Origin of the sequence: Kitasatospora sp. NPDC058406, assembly GCF_042722765.1 — a bacterium.
Lineage (GTDB): Bacteria > Actinomycetota > Actinomycetes > Streptomycetales > Streptomycetaceae > Kitasatospora.
Window position 1 is genome coordinate 34,592 of sequence record NZ_JBHXKE010000023.1, and the last position, 23,652, is coordinate 58,243.

Below are 23,652 nucleotides of genomic sequence, written 5' to 3' on the forward strand. Positions count from 1 at the left end.
TCAGAGTCGGACGGGCGGCCGGAGGCCGGTCCACAGCTGGTTGAGTCCCCCGTTGGCGCCCCACTGGATCACCGGGGCGCCGTCGCTCGCGTCGTACCCGGCCACGTCGAGCACCAGGCCGTTGCCGTTGCCGACGGTGCCGACCGGGTCGCTGTTGACCCCGGGGACGTACCAGCGCTGGCTGCCCGACGCCGGTCGCGGTGCGCAGTGCGACTGGACGGGCCGTTCGCCCCAGACGGTGCTGCCGCCCGGGATGTCGAGGCACAGCCCGCTGTTCCGGTTGACCAGGAACCCGTTGCTGTTGGCCGCCCACTGCTGGTTGGCCCCGCCGGTGCAGGTCCACTGGCGGACGGGCGCACCCGCGTCCCTGCGCCAGTCGGAGACCTCCAGGCACTTGCCGGTCGAGTGGTTGAAGAGCTCGAAGTAGGGGGTGTAGCGCGGGATCTGCTCCGAGGCGGCCGCCGAGGCCGACCCGGTCACGGCGAGGCCGGACGCGAGGGCGAGGACGGCGGCGCCGGAGGCGAGCCGGCTGCCGAGCGGTGCGCGCATGGGGTGGTCCCTTCGCTGTCGAGACGGGGTGCTGGGGTTGTCTAGCGGACGCTGCCGGCCGGCCACGGCGAGTAGAACCAGACCTGGTTGAGGCCGTTGTTCTTCCCCCACTGGGCCACGGGGGTGCCGTCGTCGGCGCTGGAGCCGGTGAGGTCGAGCAGGAGACCGCTGTGACCGTTGGTCAGGGTGCGGATCCCGCTGTGGTGGACGACGGTCTCGGTCCAGGTCTGGTTGAGCCCGCCGTTGCAGGTCCACTGGCCGGCCCGGGTGCCCCAGGTGGTGCTGTATCCGGGGATCTCCAGGCACTTGCCGCTGCGGACGTTGACGAACTCGCCGCGGTCGGTCCGGACCCACTTCTGGTTGTCGCCGCCGGTGCAGGTCCACTGGCGGACGGGTGCGCCGTCGTCGGTGCGCCAGTCCGCGACCTCCAGGCACTTGCCGGTGGCGGCGCTGTTGATCTCGAACGGGGTGCTGTCGGCGGCCCCGGCCGGCGCCGGTACCGCCAGTGCGAGCGCACAGGCGAGGACGGCGGCGGGGCCGAGGCGGACGGCGAGCGTACGGCGGGCGGTGCCCATGGTTCCTCCTGCGGTGGGGTGGGTTCGCGAACGGGGGAGGACGGCCCGGACGGCTCCGGGGTCAGTGGTGCGGGCCGGGCGGGAACGGCGAGGGCGCCCAGACCTGGTTGTAACCGCCGGTCGGACCCCACTGGATGACGGGCGTGCCGTTGGCCGGGTCGGAGCCCGAGACGTCGAGGTTGAGGCCGCTGTTCAGGTTGACGATAGTGCGGCTGCCGCTGTGGAGCCGGTTGGCGTCGCTCCAGGCCTGGTTGCGTCCCCGGTTGCAACTCCACTGGCCGCCCGGGGTGCCCCAGGTGGTGCTGTACCCGGGGATCTCCAGGCACTTGCCGCTGTGGACGTTCACCAGCTCGTCGCGGTCGGTCCAGTACCACTTCTGGTTGTCGCCGCCGGTGCAGGTCCACGTCCGGACCGGGGCGCCGTCGTCGGTGCGCCAGTCGGCGACCTCCAGGCACTTGCCGACGGCGAGGTTCCCGAGCTGGAAGTGCGCGGAGTCCGCGGCGTGCGCGGGCGAGGACGGGGCGGTGACGGCCAGTCCGACGGCGAAAGCGAGGCAGGCGGCGGTGGAGCCGGCCCGCCGGGCGAGTGCGGTGGGAGTGCTCACGGTCTTCTCCTGACGGTGGGTCGGGTCGGGTGGTCGCGGTACCGGAGGGGACCGGTGCGGGGCGGGGTGGCGGACCCGCCCCGCACCGGCGCGGTTCACCGGTTTCAGAGCGGGGTGCTGCCGTCCTTCCAGACGAAGAAGAACTGGTTGACGACGGTGCTGCGCGGCCACTGGATGGCCGGGGCGCCGGGGTCGAAGGAGACCTCGGCCACGTCGAGGGCGAGCCCGCTGTGGACGTTGACGAACTCCCGGTAGGTGCGCACCCCGTAGTACGGCGGTCGTGACGAGGGCGAGGACGGCGGCTGCGGAGGCCGAGCCGGGACGACGCTTCACGATGGTGCGACGGGTCATGGGGCCCTCACGGCGTGTTCGAATATGGACATACCTGGGACACGGCGGTCCGTGCTCACCACGGAGCGCCGGGAGTCAAGGGCGGATGGTCGGATGTACCCGGTCCCCCCGACCGGTTCGCAGGGTTCGACTGAGGATCATTCGAAAGGGTTGTGCGGCACCTGAGGAAAGTTCATGAACCCTGAGAAGTGGCCGGGTTCGGTGGCCGAGGGTGTGCGGGCGGGGCGTGCGAGGGAGCGGCGGAGGGTGCGAACGCGTGCGCCCCGGCCGCGGGGTGGCTGCGGCCGGGGCGTTGCGGGGGTCGGGTGGTGCGCGCCGGAGGACGGTGCCGGCAGGGTGTTCAGCCGTCCTGCTGCTGCCCGGTTCCGGTGCGGCCGGTCCGGCCCGGGACGGCGGCCGGGGCGGGGTGCGGGGTGCGCTCCGGAGCGGGCTTCGGGGTGGTGGCCGGCGCCCGGTCGGGCTCGGCCCGGCGCAGGGCGCCCGCGCTGAGGAACAGGGCGACGGAGAGCGCGGTGACGACCCCGAACGAGACGGTGAGCGAGGTGGCCTGCGCCAGCCCGCCGACGATCGCGGGCGCGATCAGCCCGGAGGTGTAGGTGACGGTGGCGACGCCGGCGATGGCCTGGCTCGGGTTGGTGCCGATCCGGCCGGCCGCGGCGAAGGCCAGCGGCACCACCACCGCGACGCCGACCCCGATCAGCGCGAAGCCGGGGATGGCCAGGGCCGGGCTGTCGGCGACGACGACCAGCAGGCCGCCGGCGGTGGCGATCGCCCCGCTGAGCCTGGTGGCCCGGACGGCGCCGAGCCGGCGGATCGCCGCGTCGCCCGCGAGCCGGCTGACGGCCATGGTGAGGGAGAAGGCGGTGTACGCGGCGGCGGCCACGGTCGACGAGGCGCCGGTGACGTCCCGGAGGTAGACGCCGCTCCAGTCCATCGACGCGCCCTCGGCGAACACCGCGCAGAAGCCGACCAGTCCGATCACCAGCGAGCTGCGCGGCGGCAGTGCGAACCGCGGCGGCTCCTCGGCCCCGTCCGGAGCCCGCAGGTCGGGCAGCGCGCGGCAGACCGGCTGGCTGACGGCCAGCAGGACGAGCGCGGTGACGGCGAGCTGGAGGCGCGCGTCGAGGTCCTGGTGGGCGGCGACGATGCCGAACCCGGCGGCCAGCAGCCCGCCGGCGCTCCACATCCCGTGCAGTCCGGACATGATCGAGCGGCCGAGCCGCTGTTCGATCTCCACGCCCTGGGCGTTCATCGCGACGTCGGCCATGCCGGCGCTGGCCCCGTAGAGCAGGAGGGCCGGGCAGAGGAGCGGCAGCGAGGGGGCGAGGGGCGGCAGGATCAGGGCCAGGCACCAGAGCGAGAGCAGCCCGCGGACCGCCGCCCGGCCGCCGTAGCGGTGGACGAACCGCCCGGCCAGCGGCATCGCGAGGGACGAGCCGATCGCGGGCATCACCAGGGCCAGGCCCAGCTGGCCGGGGGAGAGGTCGAGACGGTCCTGGATCCACGGGATCCGGCTGACGAACGTGCCGCTCACGGCCCCGTGCACGGCGAAGACGAGGGAGATGGAGGCCCTGGCCCGGCGTGGTGAGTCCAGTGTGTCGAGGGGTGGTCCTGCGGTCGAGGTGCTGGTCATCCGGCTTCTTCCCTCCCGGCCGCGCCGGAGGCGCGGCGGTGCCCTGAGGTGGTGGTTCCTGGTGGGTGGCTGCTGCTGAAGGTGGTACCCGTCGAGCGGTACCTGTGACCGGTGCCCGCGCGGGGTCGTCGGTGTGCGGCGGCGACGTGGGATAAATTATCAGGAAGGGACCCTGATAGAAACACTCTGGAAGGATGTCCGCCCATGACCACCGCGCGTACGGCCACGCCGAGCACCGCCCGGGCGATCAACGACCGGTTGGCGCTCAACCTGCTGCTCGACCAGGGACCCCTCACCGCCACCGAGCTGCGCGACCTCACCGGCCTCTCCCGGCCCACCGTCGCCGACCTGCTCGAACGGTTGCAGCGCACCGGGCTCGTCGCCGTGGTCGGCGAGCGCGGCGAGCAGCGGCGCGGCCCGAACGCCCGGCTCTACGCGCTGGTCGCCTCCCGTGCGCACCTCGCGGCCGTCGACGTCCGCGAGGGCGGCGTCTCGCTGGTCGTCGCCGACCTCGCCGGACAGGTCCTCGCCTCCGCGGACATCCCGGTCGACGTGCCCGGCGGCGACTCCGCGGCCGACGGCCCCGCCGCCGTCGACGGCTCCACCGCCGACCGTGCGAGTGCCGACCGCGACACCGCGGCCCGGATCGTCCGCACCCTGCTCGACACCGCCGCCCGGGCCGGCGCAGGCCACCTGCACACCGTCGCCGTCGGCGCCCCCGGCCTGGTCGACCCCGCCACCGGCCGCCTCCAGTCCACCGGCGAGCTGCCCGCCTGGCACGCCGAACTCCTCGCCGCCCTGCGGGCGCTCCCCGGCACCGACGTGATCCTGGAGAACGAGGTCAACCTGGCCGGCCGCGCCGAGTACCGGACCGGTGCCGCCCGCGACCGGGAGGACTTCGTGCTCATCTGGCTCGGCCACAGCGTCGGCGCCGCCGTCGTCCTCGACGGCAGGCTGCGCCGCGGGGCGAGCGGCGGCACCGGTGAGATCTGCTTCCTGCCCGTTCCCGGCTCCACCGGCCTGCCCAGTGCGACCAGCTGCGAGGGCGGCTTCCACGGGCTGGCCGGCAGCGCGGCCGTCTGCGCGCTGGCCCGCGCCCACGGGCTGCCCGCCGACCCCGCCGACGACGCCTCCGCCGCCGAGGCCGCCGTCCGGGCCGCCCTGCGCGCGCCCGGTGACGATCAGCCGGGCGGGCCCTTCCTGGAGGAGCTGGCCGAGCGGATCGCCGTCGGGGCCTCGGCCGTCTGCGTCGTCCTGGACCCGGGCTGCGTCGTCCTCGGCGGCGAGATCGGCCGGGCCGGTGGCGCCGAGCTCGCCGCCCGGGTGGAACGCCGGCTCGCGATGCTCTCCCCGCTGCGCACCGAGGTCCGGGCCGGCGAGGCGGGCGGCGGCGCGGTGCTCGGCGGCGCCGTCCTCACCGCCGGTGACGCCGTCCGCCGTGACCTCTTCGGCGAGCCGTAGGCACGCAGGGGCGGCGGACGCCCTCCGGCGGGCCGGCCGTCGGGCGGGCGGGCCGGTCGTCGGACCCGGCCGGACCGGCCGTGCCGTCGCCGGCGGCGGCACGGCCGGGCGCCGCTTGGCCGTGCGGGCACCCGGTACGGCAGGATGGCCGCGGGGGGCTCCGGCCAGGGCCCGCCGTGTCCGCACCGCGTCCGCCGTCACGCGTACCGGCACCCGAACGATCGTCAGGAGTCGCACCATGGGCCAGCCCGGGGCACCGGTCAACCCGTACCGCATCAGCGAGGCCGCGGCGCTGCTCGGCGTGAGCGCCGACACCATGCGGCGCTGGGTGGATGCCGGCCGGGTCGTCGCCGAGCGTGACGAGCACGGTCACCGGATCGTCCCCGGCGCCCAGCTGGCCGCCTTCGCCCGCGAGCTGGCCCGCCCGGAGAATGCGACCGAAGGGCGTGCCTCTTCCGCGCGCAACCGCTTTCCCGGCATCGTCACCGACGTCGTGCTCGGCGACGTCGCCGCCCAGGTGGAGATCCAGGCCGGGCCGTTCCGGGTGGTCTCGCTGATCAGCCGGGAGTCCGCGGAGGAGCTGGAGCTGGTGCCCGGAGCGCCTGCCACTGCCGTCATCAAGTCCACCAATGTGATGATCGAACGGCGCTGAGCGCGACCCGAGAACCCGTCAGGAGAGGATCGCCCGATGCCCCACCCCCCGCTGCCGTCCACCCAGAGCGCCGTCTTCGCGATCGAGGCGATGGCCGCCCGGCACGGCCGTGCGGTGAGCACCGATCACGACATCGGACACGACCGGACCTTCGCCGGTCTGGTCGGCACCGGCGGCGGTGGTGACGAGCTGGCCGCGATACCCCACGAGGCCTTGCTGGAGATCCCGGGCCGGCCCGGGATCACCGTCCGGCTCTTCGTCCACGACGAGGCCGTGGTGACGGTCGACCACATCGCCTTCGACGTCCCGCGCGACAGCGTGCCGGCCTTCCTGAACTCGGTCTGGTCCGATCTGGTCCACCTCAAGCGGCGGGCCTTCCCGCCCGCCTGCACCATGATCGTCACCGTGCCGGGCGAACCCGCCTACCGCGAGGCCGTCACCCTGCCGGTCCTCACCCCGTGGCTCGCGGGGAAGATCCGCTGACCACCCGGCCGACCCGGCCGGTGCCCGCAGTGTCCGCGGTGCCCGCAAGCCCGGCGAACCCCTCGACCGCGCACCTCCCACCGGCCGACGACCGACCCGACGACCGACCCGACGACCGCCCCGACCACCGACCCGATGATCGACCCGATGAGCGAATTGATGCGCGCACCGATGAGTGAACCGATGAACGGACCGATGACCGACTCAGCCCGCCCGCAGGGCTCCGCCCCCCGCCCGGTGCTCGCCGTCGCCCACCGGGGCGACCCGTACCGGTACCGCGAGAACACCCTCCCGTCGATCGAGTCGGCGCTCGCCGCCGGGGCCGACGCCGTCGAGGTCGACGTCCGGCTCACCAGGGACCGCGTCCCGGTCCTGCTGCACGACGCGACGCTGGAACGGCTCTGGGGTGACCCGCGCGCACTCGACCGGGTCACCGCCGAGCAGCTCGACGACCTGGGTGACGGGCAGTACGCCGTCCCCACCCTCGCCGAGGCGCTCAAGGCCGCGGAGGCGTCCCCGACGGCCAGGCTGCTCATCGACCTCGACGACCCGACGCCCGCCGCGGCGGCCTGGGAGGCCGTCACCGGGCTCGGCGCCGAGCGGCGGGTCGCGTTCTGCGGCCCGGCCACCGCGATGCTCGCCGTCCGCGCGCTCGCCCCCGGGGCGGAGATCGCGCTCACCTGGAAGCAGCCCCGGCTGCCCGTCCGCGCCCTGCTGGACGACCTGCGCCCGCACTACCTCAACCCGCCGTTCGGCCTGGCCACCCCGGAGTTCACCGCAGCCGCGCACCACGCCGGGCTCGCCGTCTCCACCTGGACCGCCGACCTGCGCCGCACCATGCGCAGGCTGCGCGCCGCAGGTGTCGACTCGATCACCAGCAACCGGATCGCCGTCCTGCGCTCCGTCCTGGACGGCCGCCGGTGAACGACGGCGAGGTCCTCGGGCCGAGAGCGCTCGGCCGCGCGCTGCTGGCCCGGCAGCACCTGCTGACCCGTACCGCCGCCACCCCGGCCGCGATGATCGGGCACCTCGGGGGCCTCCAGGCCCAGGCCGTCCCGCAGCCGCCCTACCTCGGGCTGCTCGCCCGGCTGGACGGCTTCACCCCGGACGCGCTCGACGAGCTGATCGAGGGGCGGCAGGCCGTCCGGATCGCCCTCCAGCGCGGCACCATCCACCTGGTCACGGCGGAGGACTGCCTCACACTGCGCCCGTTGCTCCAGCCGGTGCTGGACCAGGGGCTGCGCGCCGCCTTCGGCAAGCGCCTGGACGGTCTCGACCTCGACGCGCTGGCCGCCGAGGCCCGCGCCCTGGTGGAGGAGGAGCCCCGGACGTTCCAGCGGCTCGGCGTCGAGCTGGCGGCCACCCGCGCCGACCGCGACCCGGCCGCGCTGGCGCAGGCGGCGCGCTGCCTGCTGCCGCTGGTGCAGGTCCCGCCGCGCGGCCTCTGGGGCCGTGGCGGCCCCGCCGCGCACACCACCGCCGAGGAGTGGCTCGGCCGTCCGCTCGATCCTGCGCCCTCGCTCGACGACCTCGCCCTGCGCTACCTGGCGGCCTTCGGTCCGGCCACCGTCGCCGACCTGCAGAAGTGGTGCGGCCTCAGCCGGCTCGCCCCGGTGCTGAAGCGCCTCGCCCCCGGTCTGGTCACCTTCCGCGACGACCACGGCCGGCTGCTCCACGACCTGCCCGACGCGCCCCGGCCCGACCCGGACACCCCGGCGCCGGTCCGGCTGGTCGCGCCGTTCGACAACCTGCTCCTCTCGCACGCCGACCGCACCCGCGTGCTGCCCGAGGAGTACCGGGGCCGGGTGATGACGCAGAACGGCATCGTGCTCGGCACCCTGCTGGTGGACGGACTCGTCGCCGGGAGCTGGCGGCTGGCCGAGGACCGGCCCGGTGAGCGGGTGGTGACGGTCCGCCCGTTCGTGCCGCAGGCCCGGGCCGACCGGCGTGCGGCCGAGGCGGAGGCCGAGCGGGTGCTGGCGTTCGCGGGCGGGGGCGGGGCGGTCCGCTTCGAGGAGCCGGAGTAGGGGGCGGGCGTTCGACGGTCGGTCCGGTGTTCGGGGAGGCCGACTCGTTCGAGTGGCCTGCGGCGGGTGGTCCGTGCACGGAGCGGCCGGCCTGGCTTGAATCGACCCACCCGTCGGACGGCGGCGCCGCACGCGGCGCCGCCCCGTGAAGTGGAGTCGACAATGGCAGCACCTGTACCGGACGGCGTCTACGCCATCGGCAAGCCGGAGGAGCAACTGCTCACCCTCCAGGAAGCGAAGGAGTTCGTGGTCGTCCTCCCGCCGACCGGTGGGCCCGGCGAGCAGGAGTGGGAGGTGGCCGCCCAGAGCAACGGGAACGTCGTCGTCAAGAACCTCCGGCACGGCAGCTTCCTCGGGCTGGAGGGCAGGCCGGAGGTGAACCAGCAGGTCGTCGGTGCCGCCGAGCCCTTCGAGTGGGTGCTCTACCAGGCCGCCGAGCCGTACTCCTTCCACGTCGTCCTCCCCGGCGGCCCGGTCGACGGTGAGGAACTGGCGCTCGACCTGAGCGTGCTGCGGATCTTCCCGCCGCGCACCGCGCTGCGGCCGTTGGACGTCGAGGACCAGGCGCAGACCTGGTCGTTCAGGTTCCACGAGTGACGGAGGGGCGTCCGGGCCGGTACCGCCACGGCCGGCCCCGGGCGCGCCCGAGAGGGAACAAAACGCGCAATTGATCGGATCATCTGCTGAGATGGGGCAGGCCTGGACCGATCGACCGGACGGAGACGCGGATGCCGGGGGAGCCGGGGAAACCAGGGGCGCAGCCGGGGGAGCGGAAGGAAGGCCCGTCCGGCGACGGCTCGCAGGAGGAACGGCGCGAGGCCGAACGGCGCGGACCGGTCGACGTCCTCGAAGCGAGGCCCACGGACCACCGCCGTCCCTACCTGATGCTGCCGCCCCCGATCCGGGCCGCGGCCGCGTGGTCGGTGGCGGTCATCCTGCTCATCACCGTCGCCTCGCTGGTGGTCTACGCCCTCGTCGAACTGCGCGCCGCCACCGTCCCGGTCATCCTGGCGCTGCTCGGCACCTCGCTGCTGTACCCCGTGATGCCCTGGATGGTCCGACGCGGCGTCAGCCGCTCGGTCGCCTCCGGGCTCACGTGCGCGGTGCTGGTGGCCGCCGTGGGCGGGGTGATCGCCCTCCTGGTCAACTCCCTGGTGCACAGCGCACCGCAGATCGCCGCCTCCCTCCAGGAGGCCGGCGACCGGATCGCCGCATGGCTCGGCCCGTTCGGCGAGAAGATCCGGCACGCCCTCGACAACGCCCAGGGCGAGACCAGCTCGCTGCTCTCGACCGTCACCGACGGCGTGCTGTCCGGGCTCGGCCTGGCCACCCAGATCGTCACCGGAGCCGTGCTGGCACTCGCGCTGGTCTTCTTCTTCCTCCGCGACGGCCACCGCACCGGCGACGCCATCCGCTCCTACCTGCCCGGCCGCACCGCCGACACGGTCGTCGCCTGTGCCGAGCGGGCCTTCGAGGCGATGGCCGGGTTCATGCGCGGCACGACCCTGATCGCCCTGATCGACGCCTTCTTCATCACCGTCGGCCTTCTCGTGCTGAGCGTCCCCGGTGCGCCCGGCCTCGGTGCGCTGGTCTTCATGGGCGCCTACATCCCCTTCGTCGGGGCCTTCCTCTCCGGTGCGGTCGCCGTCCTGGTGGCGCTCGCCGAAGGCGGCTTCGGGACGGCGCTCTGGGCGCTCGGCATCGTGCTCGCCGTCCAGGTCATCGAGGGCAACATCCTCCAGCCGCTGATCCAGAGCCGCACCGTGGAACTCCACCCGGCCACCATCATGGTCGCGGTGGTGGCCGGCGCCGGGATCGCCGGCATCCTCGGTGCCCTGCTCGCGGTGCCGATCTGTGCCGCCGTCCTGGGCGTCGTCTCCGTCCTGCGGGGCGATCCGAACCGCCGGGCGCGCGGCGGGCGGCGGAACGGCACGGCCCCCGCCGAGGTGGCCGTACCGGAGTAGGCGGCCGGGCGCCGTCCTCCCGGCCGTCCCGGTTGCCCGGGCGGCTGCCCTGCCCGTCCGTCCTGCCCGTCCGTCCTGCCCGATCGTCCGGAACCCGGTTGCCGTGCGTGTGCCGAGTAGTGGAGAGTGCCGGGTGCGGGGGAGCCGCCGAGGTGTCACGAGAGAGGGGCGGGGCTGCTGATGACGGTCGAACGTATCAAGGTGTCGGACGGTGAGGCCGGTCCGTACGGCGTGACGGTCGGTCCGGACGGAGCGATCTGGTACACGCTGGTGCACGCCGGGGAGATCGGACGGCTGGCGGCCGACGGCACGGTGACCGGGTACGGGCTGGGCGCGCCGGAGTGCGGACCGTCGGTGATCACGGCCGGCCCGGACGGCGCGCTCTGGTTCACGCGGATGCGCGACCACCGGATCGGACGGATCGGCACCGACGGGACCGAGCGCTCCTTCGCGCTGCCGGGCGAGGGCGCCGGTCCGTACGGGATCACGGCCGGCCCGGACGGCGCGCTCTGGTTCACCGAGCTGAGCGCCGACCGGATCGGCCGGATCACCGTGGACGGCGAGGTGACGGAGTACCCGCTGCCCGTCACCGGAGGCTTCCCGTCGATGATCGCCGCCGGGCCGGACGGGGCGCTCTGGTTCACCCTCAACCAGGCCGACGCGGTCGGCCGGATCACGGTCGAGGGCGAGGTGACGATCCATCCGCTGCCCACCACCGGCACCGCGCCGGTCGGCATCGCAAGCGGTGCGGACGGCGCGCTCTGGTTCGTCGGGATCGGCGCCGGGCTGGTCGGCCGGATCGAGGTCGACGGCAAGGTCACGGAGTACCCGCTGCCCGACCGGGCCGCCCGACCGCACGCCATCACCGCCGACCCGGACGGCCGGCTCTGGTTCACCGAGTGGGGCGCCGGCCGGATCGGTTCGCTCGGTCCCGGGGGCGACTACCGGAGCCACGAGCTGCCGGTGTCCGGCGCGGAGCCGCACGGCATCGTCGTCGGCCAGGACGGCGCGGTGTACGCGGCGCTGGAGATCGGCGAGATCGCCCGCCTCGCCCGGTAGCGGAGCCACCGGGCCGGCAGCGGCTACGGCGGGGCGGTCAGCGCGGTGAGTCCGTCCGGCGGTGGTGGGCGGCGGGGGTGTGGCCGAAGACCCGGCGGAAGGCGTCGATGAAGGCGCCGGCCGACGCCCAGCCGCAACGGTGCGCCGCCGCCGTGACCGGCAGGTCGTCGGCCAGCAGCTTCAGCGCGTGGTGCAGTCGCAGCTGCGTGCGCCACTGGGGGAAGGTCATGCCCAGTTCGTCGTGGCAGAGCCGGCTGAGGGTACGGGACCCGGCCCCGGCGGCCCGGCCGAGCTCGGCGAGGGTGCGCCGGTCGGCCGGGTCCCGGTCGAGGAGGGCCCCGACCGCGGCGAGCCGCGGGTCGCGCGGCACGGGCAGGTGCAGCGGCTGCTCGGGGGCGTGCCGCAGTTGGTCCAGCAGGACGGCCAGCACGCGCCGCCCCTCCTCGGTCCGTTCGGTGCCGGGGCTGCTGTACGCGATCAGGAGCTCGCGCAGCAGCGGGCCCACCGCCAGCACGGCCGGGCGGGTCAGCCCGAGCGGGTTCCGGTCCAGCGGCAGGCCGACCGTGTGCAGCACCGTCCGTCCGTACGCGCGGTGCCGGTGGAGCGTCCCGGCCGGGATCCAGAGGGCCCGCGTCGCCGGTGCCACCCAGGTGCCCGCGTCCGTGGTCACCGCGAGCACGCCGCGGCCCGCGTACACGATCTGGTGCACCTCGTGCCGGTGCGCGGCCACCTCCGAGCCGGCCGACAGCGGTCGCGTGGTGGTCGGGTGGTCCGTCGGGCCGTGCTGCGCACGGTCGGGACCGGGCGGTCGGTCGGGTGAGGGGGCGGTTGACGGACAGGGCGTCTGGTCGGGCGTCTGGTCGGGCGGCGGGGGTTGGCGAGAATCCGGCATCGATCGGCACTTTATCGGAAGTACGCCACCGGTCCGGTCCCCGATGATCGGCTCGTGACCTCCCAGACCTCGTCCCGAACCGCCCGAACCGCCCGAACCGGCGGGGCCGGCCGGCCCCGCGGTGTCGCCCCGATCGCCGCGCTGGCCGCCGGCCATGCGGCCGTCGACTTCTACCAGGGCGTCGTCCCCGCCCTGATCCCCTTCCTCGTCGCCGGCCGCGGGCTGGGCTACCTCGCCGCGTCGGGGATCATTCTGGCCGCGACGCTGCTCTCGTCCGTCGTGCAGCCGCTGTTCGGCGTGCTGACGGACCGTTGGGCGATGCCCTGGCTGATTCCGGCCGCGACGGTGACGGCAGGTGCCGGAGTCGGCGTGGCCGGGCTGTTCGGGACCTACCCGCTGGTCTGCGCGGCGGTCGCGGTCTCCGGGATCGGGGTGGCCGCCTACCACCCCGAGTCCGCTCGGCTGGCGCGGGCCGCGAGCGGTACGGGCCACACCCGGATGGGCTGGTACTCGCTCGGCGGCAACATCGGCTTCGCTCTCGCCCCGCTGCTGACCGGCCCGGTGCTGGAGGCCGGCGGGCTCGGTGCGACGCCCTGGCTGGTGCTGCCCGCGCTGGCCGCCGCCGTGCTGACCGGCCCGGTGGTCCGCAACCTGGCCACCCGGACGGCCGTCGCGCAGTCCGCCGCCCCGCGCGGTGGCGGGCACGACGACTGGCCCGCGTTCCTGCGGCTCTCGGCGGTGGTCGGCTGCCGCTCGGTGGTCTTCGTCGGGCTGAGCGCCTTCGTCGCCCTCTACGTCCGGCAGCGGCTCGGCGGCGGGACGGGCGGCAGTTCCGGCGCCGGGACGGTGGCGCTGTTCGCCCTGTTCGCGGGCGGCGCGGTCGGCACCGTCCTGGGCGGGTGGCTCGCCTCGCGCTGGGGCCGGGTGCGGACCGTCCGGTGCGCGTACGCGGCCGCCGTCCCGGCCGTGGCCGGACTGCTGCTGGTGCCCGGGCCGGCGCTGTACGGCTTCGCGGCGGTCGTCTCGCTGGCCCTGTACGTGCCCTTCTCGATCCAGGTGACGCTCGGCCAGGACTACCTCCCGAGCCGGATCGGGACCGCCAGTGGCGTCACCCTCGGCCTCGCCGTCAGCGTCGGCGGGGTCGCCGGCCCGGTGATCGGGCTGCTCGCCGATCACGTGGGTCTGCGGGTCGCGCTCGCGCCGCTGGCGGCCCTGTGCGCGGCGGCGTGGTGGATCGCGCGCCGACTGGTGGAGCCCGCCGGGGCGGCGGCGGTGGCGGCGGTGGCGGCGGCCGGCACGGAGCCGCCGGCCGAAGCGGCGGGGCTGCCCGGGACGGCCGGCGGTCCGGTCCGGGAGTCCTGACGGCGGAGCCCGCCGGGTGCGGCCCCGCGCGGACACCGGTACAGGCTCCGCCGGGCGCCCGGGTCAGCCCTCGCCGCAGAGTTCGGAGGCCAGGTCGCAGAGCCCGGCGCGGTCGGTGCGGCCGGTCTTGGCCAGCAGGTTGGCCATGTGCTTCTCCACCGTGCGGGGGGAGATGGACAGCTTCCGGGCCAGCTCCTGGTTGCCCGGGCGGGCGGCGAGCAGGACGAAGACCTCGTACTCGCGGACCGTCACCCCGCAGGTGCGCAGCCGGGCCGGCACGGCGTCGCGGCCTCCCCGGTGCTGGGCGACACTGGCGCCGGCCCGCCGCAGCAGCGTCCGGCAGGCGGCGGCGACCGGTTGCACCTCCGCCTGGTGGAAGTACTCCTCGGCGGTGCGCAGCCAGGTCACCGGATCGCCCCATCCGTCGGCCAGCGCGGCCTCCGCGGTCAGCCGCAGGGCGAGGTGGTGGGCCAGCGGGAACGGTGCGGCGGTCAGCCGGGCCTCCGTGACCGCACGGGTGGCCTCGGCCGGCCGGCCCTCACGGCCCAGCAGGACCGCCTCGGCGAAGCCCAGGAACTGACGGTTCCAGGCGAGTTCGGCGGCCGGCGAGGCCACGGCCCGGTCGAGCTCGGCCCGCCCCCAGCGGCCGTCGGCCACCTCCAGCAGCGGATGCAGGCCGTGCCGGCCGGCCAGGTAGAAGACGCTGGGGTGCTCCTGCTCCCAGACCAGGCCGGCCGCCAGCTCGGCGGTGGCCCCGGCCCGGTCCTCGGCGAGCAGCGCGCCGACGGCCCGGCAGAGCCCGTACCGCAGCGGCATCAGGAACGACTCCTCGCCGCCGGCCTGCCGGAACCGGGCCAGTTCGCGTTCCGTCTCCCGGCCGCGGCCGCGGTGCGCGGCCAAGGTGGCGGAACAGAGCAGCAGGTAGCGGTGGGCGGCGAGGTTGCGCAGCCGGGCGGTGGCGTCCAGACAGCGGTCGACGATCTCCCGGGCGGTGTCCCACTCGCCGCGCAGCACCGCGTTCATCGCGAGCAGTCCGTCCAGCGTCTGGGTGAGCATGATCGCGCCGAGCCCGGCGGCGGCCTCGCGGGCCCGCTCCAGCCGGGTGCCGTCGCCCGTGCGCATGAAGGCGTTGGCCCCCAGCCGGAGCAGCGCCTCGACCCGCCAGACCGGCAGGGCGTGGGCCTCGGCGACGGCCAGCATGCGTTCCAGGCAGGCGTCGGCGGCGTCGAAGCCGCGTTCGCGGGCGAGCAGGGCGAGCAGTTGCCAGGCCTGGCAGGCGACCACCGGTAGCCCGGCCCGTTCGGCCACCTCGGCGGCCTGGCGGGCGCGTCGTTCGGCCTCGGCGAGGCGGGTGGCGGTGTCGGTCCGGTCCTGCGGGTCGTGGACCGGCAGCAGGGCGAGGTGTCCCTCGACGACCGCGAGCGCGGCGTCCTGCTCGGGTCGTGGGCGGTCGGCCGAGAGCGTGCGTACGGCGGCGACCTGGGCCACCGCGTCCGGGCCGCGCTCGGCCATGACCGCCGCCCAGGCGAGGCGGGTGTGGAGGTCGATCCGGCGCTCGACGGCGGGGGTCCGGGCCGGTCCCCGGTCGGCGTGGACCGGGGGCAGCGTCCGGGCCAGCTCGAACGCCCGGTCCAGCTGGCCCGCCTCGGCGAGTGCGGGCAGCAGCCGTTCGGTGACGGTGGTCCGTTCGGCGTCCCCGGCGAGCTCGCGGGCGCGTTCCAGCAGGATCACCGCCGAGCTGGCCGCGCCCGCCTCGAGCATCCGCCGTCCGGCCTCCGCGAAGTGCACCGCCGCGCCTGCCCGGTCGCCACCCGCGAGCAGCAGGGAGGCGACCAACTGGCGTCTTTCGTCGGCGAGTTCCGGATCCGTTCGGACGATCGCGCGGGCCGCCCGGCGGGCCAGCGCGGCCCGTTCGGCGGGGGCCAGGGCGGCGGTCACCGCGTCGGCGGTCAGGGCGTGCCGGAACGCGTAGCGGTCGGGGGCGGCGCCGTCCGGCACGATCATGTTGGCCTCGGACGCCGAGCGCAGGTGGCTGAAGAGGGTCCGGTCGTCGTACCCGGTGATCAGCTGGACGGTGGTCACCGAGAACCGGCTGCCCAGGGTGGCGGCGGTCAGCAGTAACTCTCTCACCTGGGAGTCGAGTTGGTCGATCCGGCGACTCCAGCTGCGGACGATGGTGCTGGGCACGCCGGTCCGTGGTCCGCCCGGCAGGGTCCAGCGGCCGTCCTCGCCGCGGTGCAGCGCGCGGGAGTCCAGCATGTCGGCGAGCAACTCCTCGACCAGGTAGGGACAGCCGTCGCCACGAGCGGCCAACTGGTCGATGACGGCCGCCGGTACGTCGGCGACCTCGCTCTCCAGGATCGCCGCGGCCAGCGCGGCGACCTCGGTGGGTGGCAGCGGGCGCAGTTCGGCGACGGTGGCGGCGCGCCGGCGCTCGGCGGTCCGGACCAGGTCCAGGGCGGGGCCCGGTTCGGCGCGCAGCGTGCCGAGCAGCAGCACCGGCAGGCCGTCCAGGTTGTCGACGAGGTACTCCAGCACGGCGACGGTCTCCGCGTCGGTGTCGTGCAGGTCCTCCAGCAGCAGCACGCAGCCCTGGTCGCGGCCGAGTACGGCGAGCAGCCGCAGCAGCGCCTCGGCCAGCTCGACCACCGTCTCCGGGTAGGCGCCCGTGCCGGCCGCCGACGCCCCGTCGCGCCACTCCGGCACCAGCCGGGCGAGCGCCGGGCGGTACGGGGCGAGTTCGGGGTCGGCCGGCGGGCCGGCGGCCCGGAACCGGGAGGAGAGCGCCTCGATCAGCGGGCGGAAGGGCGTCACCGTGCCGGTCGAACTGCCTCGTCCGCGCAGGACCGGAAGGCCCAGCCCGTACGCCTGGTAGGCGCATTCGCCGGCCAGCCTGGACTTGCCGATACCGGCCTCGCCGAGCAGGAAGACCGCCCCGCCGGCCCGCTGCCGGGCGGCGGACAGCACATCGCCGAGCAGCCCGATCTCGGCTGCCCGGCCGACGGTGATCGACGACGTGGTGCGCATGGCCGCAGGCTACTTGACGTGGCATCTGTTCTGAAGGGTGGCGAATCGGCCACGAAGCAGACACGGTACGAACACGGGAGGATTACGGCTCGACCACATGGATGGGGCGGTGGTCCGGCGGGGTGACGGGTGTGACGGATGTGATCACTGGGTCGGGTGGGGTGTCCGGGAGTGGGGAGGCCGGGGCGCGGAGCGGTGTTCCGGAACGGTGCGGCCGGTTCCGGCGGGGCGGAGGGTGCGGGTGGCACGGCCGTCCCGCCGGGTGGTGCAGGTGGGGCGCACAGGAGCACGGGGTGCGGGCGGACGGCGGCGGGTGCGGGCCGGTCGGCTTGCAATTCCGGGGCGCGGGGCGCGCCGGGAGGGGCGCACGGGCGCACGGCGCGGTGCGGCGGCGCGCAGTGGCGCGGTCCACCGCCGGGGGGCTGCCCGTACCCCGGCGGTGGACCGTCCGGCCGTGTCAGGGCCGGGGAGGGACTGCTAGAACGGGGTGGTCATGGTCGGGAACTCGAAGATCGGCGGGACGACGCCGCCGGTGCCGGCGAGCAGCTGCGAACGCAGGCCCAGGCCGCTGCCGGTGCGCAGCCGGATCTCGCCGGCCGGGTGGTCGGCCGCGTCACCGGGGCGGGCGACGGGCTGGTTCCGGTTCGGCTGCTGGTCGTTGGTGTGCATCGGGTGGTGCTCCTTCGCGGTCGGTGCGGACAGTGCGGGGGTGGCGCCGGTTCGACAGGGGCGGAAGGGGTCGGCGGACAGGGCGGGCGGTGCGGTCCGTCCGGCCGCACACGGAGTGCGGCGAACGGGCGTGTGCGGGGCGGGCGGAGGCCCGCGCGGATCGGGTCAGGTCAGGTCGGGTCGGGTGCCGGGAACGGTCGGAGGGCGTGGTCGGCGGAGCGCGGGAGGCCCGCCGGAGCGGAGCAGCAGGGCGGGCGGCACGAGGTCGGGGAAGCCGAGGCGGAGCAGGCCGTGGCCGATCCCGGCCAGGCCGGTGAGCAGGCCGGGATGCGGGACGTGGTCGGGGGTGCCGCAGCGGGCCCCGTCGTGGTCGATTCCGGCCAGTAGCGCCCCGGCCCGGCGGACCCACGGCGTCCGGCCGGACGCGGGGCCGTGCCGGCCGAGCAGTTCCAGGACGCCGAGTTCGCCGTGGCAGAGGCTGTGGTCGGCGATCGGTATGGCGCGGGCGGTGTTCCGGACGGCGCGCTGGGCCCACTCGGCGAGCCGGCGGTCGGCGAGCGCGAGCGGGCTGTCGACCACGGCGAGCGCGACACCGGCCCGGCCCCGGCACCAGGAACCCTCCCGGGAGCGGGCGGAGGTGGCGGCGTGCAGGGCGGCCAGCCCGGCCCGGTGGTGCGGCCCGTCGGCCGCCTCGCCGATGGCCTCGGCGTACCGGAGCAGGGCCCAGCCCGTGCCGGCCGTGCCGTGCGCGAATCCGGTGGCGGGCGGCACGGGTCCGTCCACGAGCCGCTCGGCGCCGAGGGCGGCGGCGCGCAGTGCGGCGGTGGCCTGTGCGGCGAGGGCGTCGGTGCCGGGCGTACCGGCGGTGCGGGCGCCGGCGGCGTGCGGCGGCCGTCCCGTGGCGTGACCGGGGTGGCCCGCGCGGCCGGTGTGTCCGGGGGAGGCGAGCGCGGAACGCACGGTCGAGGCGTGCACCGCGAGCAGGGCGGCGACGCCGCCGGCGGTGCCGCTGTGCACGCCCGGGTCGCTCTCGCGTTCGATCGCGGACGCGGCGAGTGCCACCGCCGGGCCGGTCCACTGCCTGATCAGGGGGTCGTCGAGGATACGGGCGATCTCGGTGAGCGCGTAGGCGATGCCGCCGAGGCCGGCGAAGCCGCCGGAGCCGACGGCGGCCGGGAGGTCGGGGTGGGCGGCGAGGGATTCGAGCAGGCCGGGCACGGGTGTGAGGGCCTGACGGGCGACCTCGGCGTAGCGGTCGGAGCCGGTGAGCGCGGCGAGTTGGGCCAGGAAGAGCGCGGCACCGGTGTAGCCGCCGGCCAGGTCGGCGCCGAGCGGCCGGACCCGCCAGTACCGGTCGGCGAGCAGCTCCAGGCCGAGCCAGTTGGTGCGGGACCGGGCCCGGTAGGCGTCGGCGACCAGCTGGTCGCCGCCGCCCCGGGCGGCGGTGAGGAGCTGCTCGGGCTCCGGCGCGGTGGCCCAGACGTTCTCGGGGACGGGCCGGCCCGGCCGGTGTGCGGGCGTCCCGGCGGCGCCGACCATGGCCGCGCGGATGATCCACTCCTGGTCCTTGCGGTCGACCCCGCCGAGCCCTGCGAGCTTGGACTCCGCCCGGGCCAGCCCCGCCTCGGCGAGTTCCCCGGGCAGCCGCCGGCCGCCGGAGGTCCACAGATCGCGGGCGCCGGGGCGGGCGGTGAAGAGCGGGACGTCACCGCTCCAGAGGTCGGCGATCTCGTGGTCGGCGAGTTCGGGCCGGCCGGGATCGTCGACCGCGTCGGTGCGCAGCAGCTCCAGGACGGCCTGGCGCGCGGCGGCGTCGCGCAGCACGTCCGGGTGGGTGGACTCGTCGAGCAGGCGTGCGTAGACCCGGGTGGCCCGGGGCACCACGCGGACCTCGTCCTCGGCGAACGAGCGCAGCAGGCCGCGCGGGCCGACGAGCCGGTCGCGCCCGGCGGCGAGTGCGGCGTACCCGGCGCGGAAGCCTTCGACCAGGGCCTCGGTGTGGCCGGCCGGGTCCACCGGCGCGCCGCCCAGGCGGGGGCGGTTGTGGGCCTCCCCGAACGGTCGCGGGCGCCGGACCAGCCGCATCTCGTCGGTGCCGGCGCCGGCCCAGTCGACGCCCTCGACGGGGGAGGTGAGCCGGCCCGCACCGCCGCCACCGCCGATGCCGGAGACGTCCACCGCGCCGTCGTCGCCGACCAGCAACTGCGGCAGCAGGCCGACCCGGTGCACGGACTCCTGGAGGGCCAGGACCGCCGGGTCCTCTGCCGGGTCACGCCGGGCCGGCGGGTGGAACAGCGTCTCGACGTCCACCAGCACCGGGTGCTCCCCGCACGCGACGAGGTTCTCGAAGTGCAGGTCGGTGCCGTCCAGGACGTGCAGCAGCGCGAGCAGCGCGCCCTGCCGGCGGTAGAAGCGCTCGACCTCGAAGCCGGTCAGGCAGGGGCGTGCCTCGGCGTACTCGGTCCAGCCGTGGCCGCCGCGGTCGAGCAGGCCGAGCGCGCGCAGCCGGGGCACCCCGGGCTGCGCGGTGTACCAGGTGAGCAGGGCGTTGAAGTGCCGGTGCGCGGCGGGCGGCCGGGGCCGGTGGACGACGGCGCCGCCGTCGGCGAAGTGCAGCACGGCCACCGCACGCCCGCGCCGGTGCCGGTCGCCCGCGTCGGCGGCGACCGCGACCAGCGCGCCCGGGTCGCGTCCGCGCAGCAGGCCGGCGACCAGGGACGGGCGGTCGCCGGCGAAGCGGTCCAGCAGCTCGGCGAACGCGTCGGCGGCGTCGAGGCAGGCGCGGGCGAGCAGCCGGGCCAGCACCGGGTACTCGCGCAGCAGCGCGGCCAGGCCCTCGCGGCGCGCCGTGAGCGCGAGGAACGAGCGGAACCGCTCGTGCGGGCTGCCGCCGGCCAGCCGCCCGCCCGCCCGTGCCACGTTGAGCTCCAGGACCAGCGTGCGGGCCGCGATCCGGGCGAGCCGTTCGGTCAGGCGGGCGGTGAACCCGGTGCGCAGGGCGGCCAGGTCGATCCGACCCAGCTGCTCGGCGGCCCGCACGCCGGGGGAGAGGGCGGTCAGCAACCGGACCTGGGCGCGGTCGGCGAACGGCTGCAGGACGAGCGCGAAACCCGTCAGCCCCGGGTAGGCGGCGCGCGGCACCACCGGGCGGACGGGGGCGGCGGCGACGGCGGCCTCGGTGAAGGCGGCCCAGTCGGGGCGGGCGGCGGGGGCGGGCCGGCCCGGCGTCAGGCCGCGCTCCCACCAGGGGGGGCCGCCGGAACGGGCCGCCCGGAGGCGGGAGCGGTGGAGACGGGAGGCCGGGCCGGGGTGCGCCGGGCCGGGGCTCGGCGCGGCGAGGTCCGGTGCGGCGGGAGGGGGCGCGGCGGGCGTCTCCCCGGGGACGTGCGGGGTTCCGGATGCGGATCCCGGCCCGGACGAGGCCGGGGCACCGGTTCCGGCCGGCGCCCGGTCGGGACCGGCCGGTTCGTCCGGCGAGGGGGCATCACCGGGCACCGGAGAGTGCGGGAACGGTGCGGTCGAGGAGATCGCCGGTGCGACCGGGCCCTGAACCGGTCCGGCGCCTCCGTCGAGGCGCGTGCTGCGCACGGCGTTCACCTCTGCCACCACCGCACCTCCGATGCCGGGAGAGGGCTGCGCTGCCGTCGAAGGCGCCGCCCTCGGTGCCGATCCTGGCGTCGAGGCGGCCACCGGGGCATGGGGGGAGGGCCCCCATCTTTGTGGCGGTCGGCCCGCATGATCCGGGCCGACGGCCGGGGCCGGGGGCGGCGCCGAGTGCGGGGGCCGGTGCGCGGTCGGGTGCGTGGCCGCCGCGTTTCCGGGTTCCGGGGGGAGGATCTACCGTCTGGCGAACAGGAGCCGAGTGGCGACCGCCGGGCGGCCGTTCATCGTGAGCACCGGGAGTTCGTGCTCGGCCACCGCGTCGAAGTCGCCGAACAGTTCGCCCAGCCACGCCCGGGTGTGGTGGCGGCAGACCGCGCCGTCGCCGGTCTCGAACACGCCGAACCGGCCGTACCGCGACTCGAACCGCCGGTAGCGCTCGCGGTTGCGTTCGTCCGGCTGGAGGCAGTAGTCGCTGACCTGGAGGAGCGCGCCCGGGCGCAGCACCCGGTGGAGTTCGGCGACGAGGGCGCGCTGGGCGTCGTCGCCCGGTACGCAGGTGAGGACGGCGAACAGGAAGGCCGCGTCGTAGGAGGCGTCCGGACGGTCGAGCCGGGGCGGGTCGGTCAGCACGTCGAACCGGGCGGCCGGTTGCTCGGCGCGTGCCCGGGCGACCGACTCCGCTGCGACGTCCACGCCTTCGACGTCGGTGAAGCCCAGGCCGGCGAGGTCGCCGGCGAGCCGGCCGTACCCGCAGCCGTAGTCCAGGAGGGCGGCACCCCGGTCGATCCGGGCGGTCCAGCCGGGGTGCAGCGGGTGGCCGAAGGTCTTCCCGGTGCCGGTGGAGTTCCAGTACGCGGACTGGTCGTCGGGGATCGACATGGCCCGATCATGCCACGGCCGGGGCGCGGTCCGGCATCCCGCGACGTCAGAGAGCGGGTGTGGCCCGGCCGTCCGGGGATTCCCGCACTCCCGGCGCCCGGGACGGCCGGCTCGCCCGGGCGGGAGCACCACGCCCGGACGAGCCGGGTCGTCCCGGCGGTGGGGGCCGGACGGCGGGCGCCGATGGGGCCGTTCGACCCTTGTGACGGCTGTGCGGTGGCGGGATGGTGATCGACGCGCCGGTGTGTGCGGGCCTGCCGGAGGCGGGTGGCGCGGCCTGACGAGAACGCGGAACGGGAAGAGGCCTGAGGTGGGCGAGTTGGTCACGGTGCGGGTGTGCGACGGGATTTCGCGAGGTTTCGCGGTCGACGCCAGGGCCCGGATCGCAGCCGTGGTGAGCGGGGCGGACGCCCTGGTCGAGTCGCTGCGGGTCCGGGTCGGATCGGTCGGCCCGACCGGCGTCCTGGCCCAGGTCAATGCGGAGGTGGACGGCCGGCGGATCCGCGTCCAGGAGGTCGCCGTCGATCTGGGGGAGGCCCTGGACCGGCTGGCCGACGGCCTGCGCGGCCGGATGACAGTCGTCGCCTCGGGGTGGGCGCCCCGGCCCTGGCCCCGCCGGGCCCGGAGCCGCGGGCCTGCCGCGGCCCCCTCGTCGGTCGAGGCGCCGCCGGCCGGGGTTCCGGAGGTCAGGGCCCAACAGGTCAGGGCCCAGCAGGTAAGGGCCCAGCAGGTCAGGGCCTCGGAGGCCAGGGCCCGGCGCTGGGCGGATCCGCAGGCCGCCCGTACCGAACTCCCCTGCGCCGCCGGGCCGCAGGACATCGTCCGGCGCAAGCAGGCCCACCTCGTGTGGTGCTCGCCGGACGCCGCCGCCCGGACGATGGACGCGATGGACTTCGACATCCACCTCTTCACCGACCCGGCCACCGAGACCGACGCCGTGGTCTACCGGGTGGGTCCGACCGGCTACCGGCTGGCCCGTACGGCCGCGGCCGGTCCGCCCACCCGGCCGATCGCCCCGCTCACCCTCAGTCCGAGCGGTGCACCGGAGTTGACGGAAAATCAGGCTGTCGAACGGCTGGCCGCCGCCGAGCTGCCGTACCTGTTCTTCGCCCAGCCGGGTTCGCGGCGCGGGCGGGTGCTCTACCGACGCTTCGACGGCCGGCTCGGCCTGATCGCGGGCGCCTCGTGAACGACGAGTCCGTCCGTCGCCGCCTGCGCGCGCTGCGCCGGCCCGAGGGCCTGCCGCCGCTCGCCCGACCCCGTCCGGCCTCCGACGCCCCGCCGCGCGAGCTGGTCCCGCTCGAACGGGCCGAGGCCCTGCGGCTGTTGGGACGTGCGCCGTTCGGCCGGATCGTCTTCACCGTGTCCGCGCTACCGGCGATCCGCCCCGTGAACCACCTCCTGGTGGACGACGTCATCGTGATCCGGACCCACGACGGCGCCGCGCTGACCACGGTCGCCCAGGGCGGGGACGACGCCGGCGTGGTGGTCGCCTACGAGGCCGACGCGATCGACCCGTCGACCCGGCTCGGGTGGAGCGTGGTGGTGACCGGCTTCGCGCGGCCGGTCACCGATCCGTCCCTCCTGGCCCGCTACCGCGGGCTGTTGAGCCCGTGGGTGAACGCCTCGATGGACCACACGGTGGCCATCCGGCCCGACCTCGTGACCGGCTACCGGATCGCCGCGGTCGGCACCGCCGCCGCCTCCTGACGCTCCCGCGTCGGCCCCGGCGGCCGGGGGCGTGGCCACCGCGGACGTGAGCGGCCGAGGCCCGCGGGCGGCCTTCGCCGACGCTCCGCCGTCCCTCGGCCGACGGCCCCCGACTGCGCCGGCGCGACCGGGGAGAACGTCAACTCCCCGGC

General features: G+C 76.0%; 21 protein-coding genes. 11 read left to right on the forward strand and 10 right to left on the reverse strand.

All coding sequences use genetic code 11. The features are described 5' to 3' along the window. The 5 genes from ACFWOG_RS07210 to ACFWOG_RS07230 form a co-directional block, all read right to left on the reverse strand. Complete coding sequence (locus ACFWOG_RS07210; RefSeq protein WP_380355624.1) at positions 1-549, reverse strand: RICIN domain-containing protein; 549 nt, start codon at positions 547-549, stop codon at positions 1-3. 41 nt (positions 550-590) lie between these two features. Then, entirely contained in the window at positions 591-1,124 is a 534-nt protein-coding gene (locus ACFWOG_RS07215; protein WP_329948187.1) for an RICIN domain-containing protein, read from the reverse strand. Between the two features lie 61 nt (positions 1,125-1,185). Beyond that, on the reverse strand, positions 1,186-1,728 hold the full coding sequence (locus tag ACFWOG_RS07220) for an RICIN domain-containing protein (RefSeq protein WP_380355626.1): 543 nt from the start codon (positions 1,726-1,728) through the stop codon (positions 1,186-1,188). 104 nt (positions 1,729-1,832) lie between these two features. Continuing rightward, complete coding sequence (locus ACFWOG_RS07225; protein WP_329882434.1) at positions 1,833-1,991, reverse strand: hypothetical protein; 159 nt, start codon at positions 1,989-1,991, stop codon at positions 1,833-1,835. Between the two features lie 428 nt (positions 1,992-2,419). Continuing rightward, positions 2,420-3,712, reverse strand: a complete 1,293-nt coding sequence (locus tag ACFWOG_RS07230) for an MFS transporter (protein WP_380355629.1) — start codon at positions 3,710-3,712, stop codon at positions 2,420-2,422. A gap of 204 nt (positions 3,713-3,916) precedes the next feature. On the opposite strand from ACFWOG_RS07230, the gene ACFWOG_RS07235 reads away from it, so the two are divergent. The 8 genes from ACFWOG_RS07235 to ACFWOG_RS07270 all read left to right on the forward strand — a co-directional run bounded on the left by ACFWOG_RS07235 (position 3,917) and on the right by ACFWOG_RS07270 (position 11,358). Continuing rightward, positions 3,917-5,173: an ROK family transcriptional regulator gene (locus tag ACFWOG_RS07235; protein WP_380355631.1), complete on the forward strand. Its 1,257-nt coding sequence runs from the start codon at positions 3,917-3,919 to the stop codon at positions 5,171-5,173. Between the two features lie 238 nt (positions 5,174-5,411). Further along, positions 5,412-5,825: a TOBE domain-containing protein gene (locus tag ACFWOG_RS07240; RefSeq protein WP_355403074.1), complete on the forward strand. Its 414-nt coding sequence runs from the start codon at positions 5,412-5,414 to the stop codon at positions 5,823-5,825. A gap of 36 nt (positions 5,826-5,861) precedes the next feature. After that, positions 5,862-6,308: a hypothetical protein gene (locus tag ACFWOG_RS07245; RefSeq protein WP_380355634.1), complete on the forward strand. Its 447-nt coding sequence runs from the start codon at positions 5,862-5,864 to the stop codon at positions 6,306-6,308. A 195-nt stretch (positions 6,309-6,503) separates the two neighbouring features. Beyond that, positions 6,504-7,232, forward strand: coding sequence for a glycerophosphodiester phosphodiesterase (locus tag ACFWOG_RS07250; RefSeq protein ID WP_380355637.1), 729 nt, complete (start codon positions 6,504-6,506; stop codon positions 7,230-7,232). Further along, positions 7,229-8,335, forward strand: coding sequence for a winged helix DNA-binding domain-containing protein (locus ACFWOG_RS07255; protein ID WP_380355638.1), 1,107 nt, complete (start codon positions 7,229-7,231; stop codon positions 8,333-8,335). Before ACFWOG_RS07250 ends, ACFWOG_RS07255 begins: the two co-directional genes overlap by 4 nt. A 162-nt stretch (positions 8,336-8,497) precedes the next feature. After that, positions 8,498-8,932, forward strand: a complete 435-nt coding sequence (locus ACFWOG_RS07260; protein WP_329882427.1) for a hypothetical protein — start codon at positions 8,498-8,500, stop codon at positions 8,930-8,932. Positions 8,933-9,063: 131 nt separating this feature from the next. Then, positions 9,064-10,299, forward strand: coding sequence for an AI-2E family transporter (locus ACFWOG_RS07265; RefSeq protein ID WP_380355641.1), 1,236 nt, complete (start codon positions 9,064-9,066; stop codon positions 10,297-10,299). A 180-nt stretch (positions 10,300-10,479) separates the two neighbouring features. Next, on the forward strand, positions 10,480-11,358 hold the full coding sequence (locus ACFWOG_RS07270) for a virginiamycin B lyase (protein WP_380355644.1): 879 nt from the start codon (positions 10,480-10,482) through the stop codon (positions 11,356-11,358). A gap of 37 nt (positions 11,359-11,395) precedes the next feature. Here the strand turns inward: ACFWOG_RS07270 and ACFWOG_RS07275 are convergent, their stop codons facing one another. Continuing rightward, positions 11,396-12,298: an AraC family transcriptional regulator gene (locus ACFWOG_RS07275; protein WP_380355662.1), complete on the reverse strand. Its 903-nt coding sequence runs from the start codon at positions 12,296-12,298 to the stop codon at positions 11,396-11,398. Between the two features lie 84 nt (positions 12,299-12,382). Here ACFWOG_RS07275 and ACFWOG_RS07280 point away from each other — a divergent pair, with 84 nt between their 5' ends. Beyond that, positions 12,383-13,612 (forward strand): MFS transporter, encoded by a 1,230-nt coding sequence (locus ACFWOG_RS07280; protein WP_380355664.1) that lies wholly within the window; start codon positions 12,383-12,385, stop codon positions 13,610-13,612. Positions 13,613-13,675: 63 nt separating this feature from the next. On the opposite strand, the gene ACFWOG_RS07285 is transcribed toward ACFWOG_RS07280, so the two are convergent. From ACFWOG_RS07285 to ACFWOG_RS07300, 4 genes are all read right to left on the reverse strand, one after another. Then, entirely contained in the window at positions 13,676-16,639 is a 2,964-nt protein-coding gene (locus ACFWOG_RS07285; RefSeq protein ID WP_380355646.1) for an AAA family ATPase, read from the reverse strand. Positions 16,640-17,116: 477 nt separating this feature from the next. Continuing rightward, positions 17,117-17,308, reverse strand: a complete 192-nt coding sequence (locus ACFWOG_RS07290; RefSeq protein WP_380355649.1) for a hypothetical protein — start codon at positions 17,306-17,308, stop codon at positions 17,117-17,119. 165 nt (positions 17,309-17,473) lie between these two features. Next, positions 17,474-20,896: a type 2 lanthipeptide synthetase LanM gene (gene lanM, locus ACFWOG_RS07295; RefSeq protein ID WP_380355652.1), complete on the reverse strand. Its 3,423-nt coding sequence runs from the start codon at positions 20,894-20,896 to the stop codon at positions 17,474-17,476. A gap of 249 nt (positions 20,897-21,145) precedes the next feature. After that, complete coding sequence (locus ACFWOG_RS07300; protein ID WP_380355653.1) at positions 21,146-21,790, reverse strand: class I SAM-dependent methyltransferase; 645 nt, start codon at positions 21,788-21,790, stop codon at positions 21,146-21,148. A gap of 310 nt (positions 21,791-22,100) precedes the next feature. Between ACFWOG_RS07300 and ACFWOG_RS07305 the strand changes: the two genes are divergently transcribed. Both ACFWOG_RS07305 and ACFWOG_RS07310 read left to right on the forward strand, forming a co-directional pair. Next, positions 22,101-22,979, forward strand: coding sequence for a sigma 54 modulation/S30EA ribosomal C-terminal domain-containing protein (locus ACFWOG_RS07305; RefSeq protein WP_380355656.1), 879 nt, complete (start codon positions 22,101-22,103; stop codon positions 22,977-22,979). Between the two features lie 50 nt (positions 22,980-23,029). After that, entirely contained in the window at positions 23,030-23,500 is a 471-nt protein-coding gene (locus ACFWOG_RS07310; RefSeq protein ID WP_380355666.1) for a pyridoxamine 5'-phosphate oxidase family protein, read from the forward strand. The last annotated feature ends 152 nt before the right edge of the window (positions 23,501-23,652 follow it).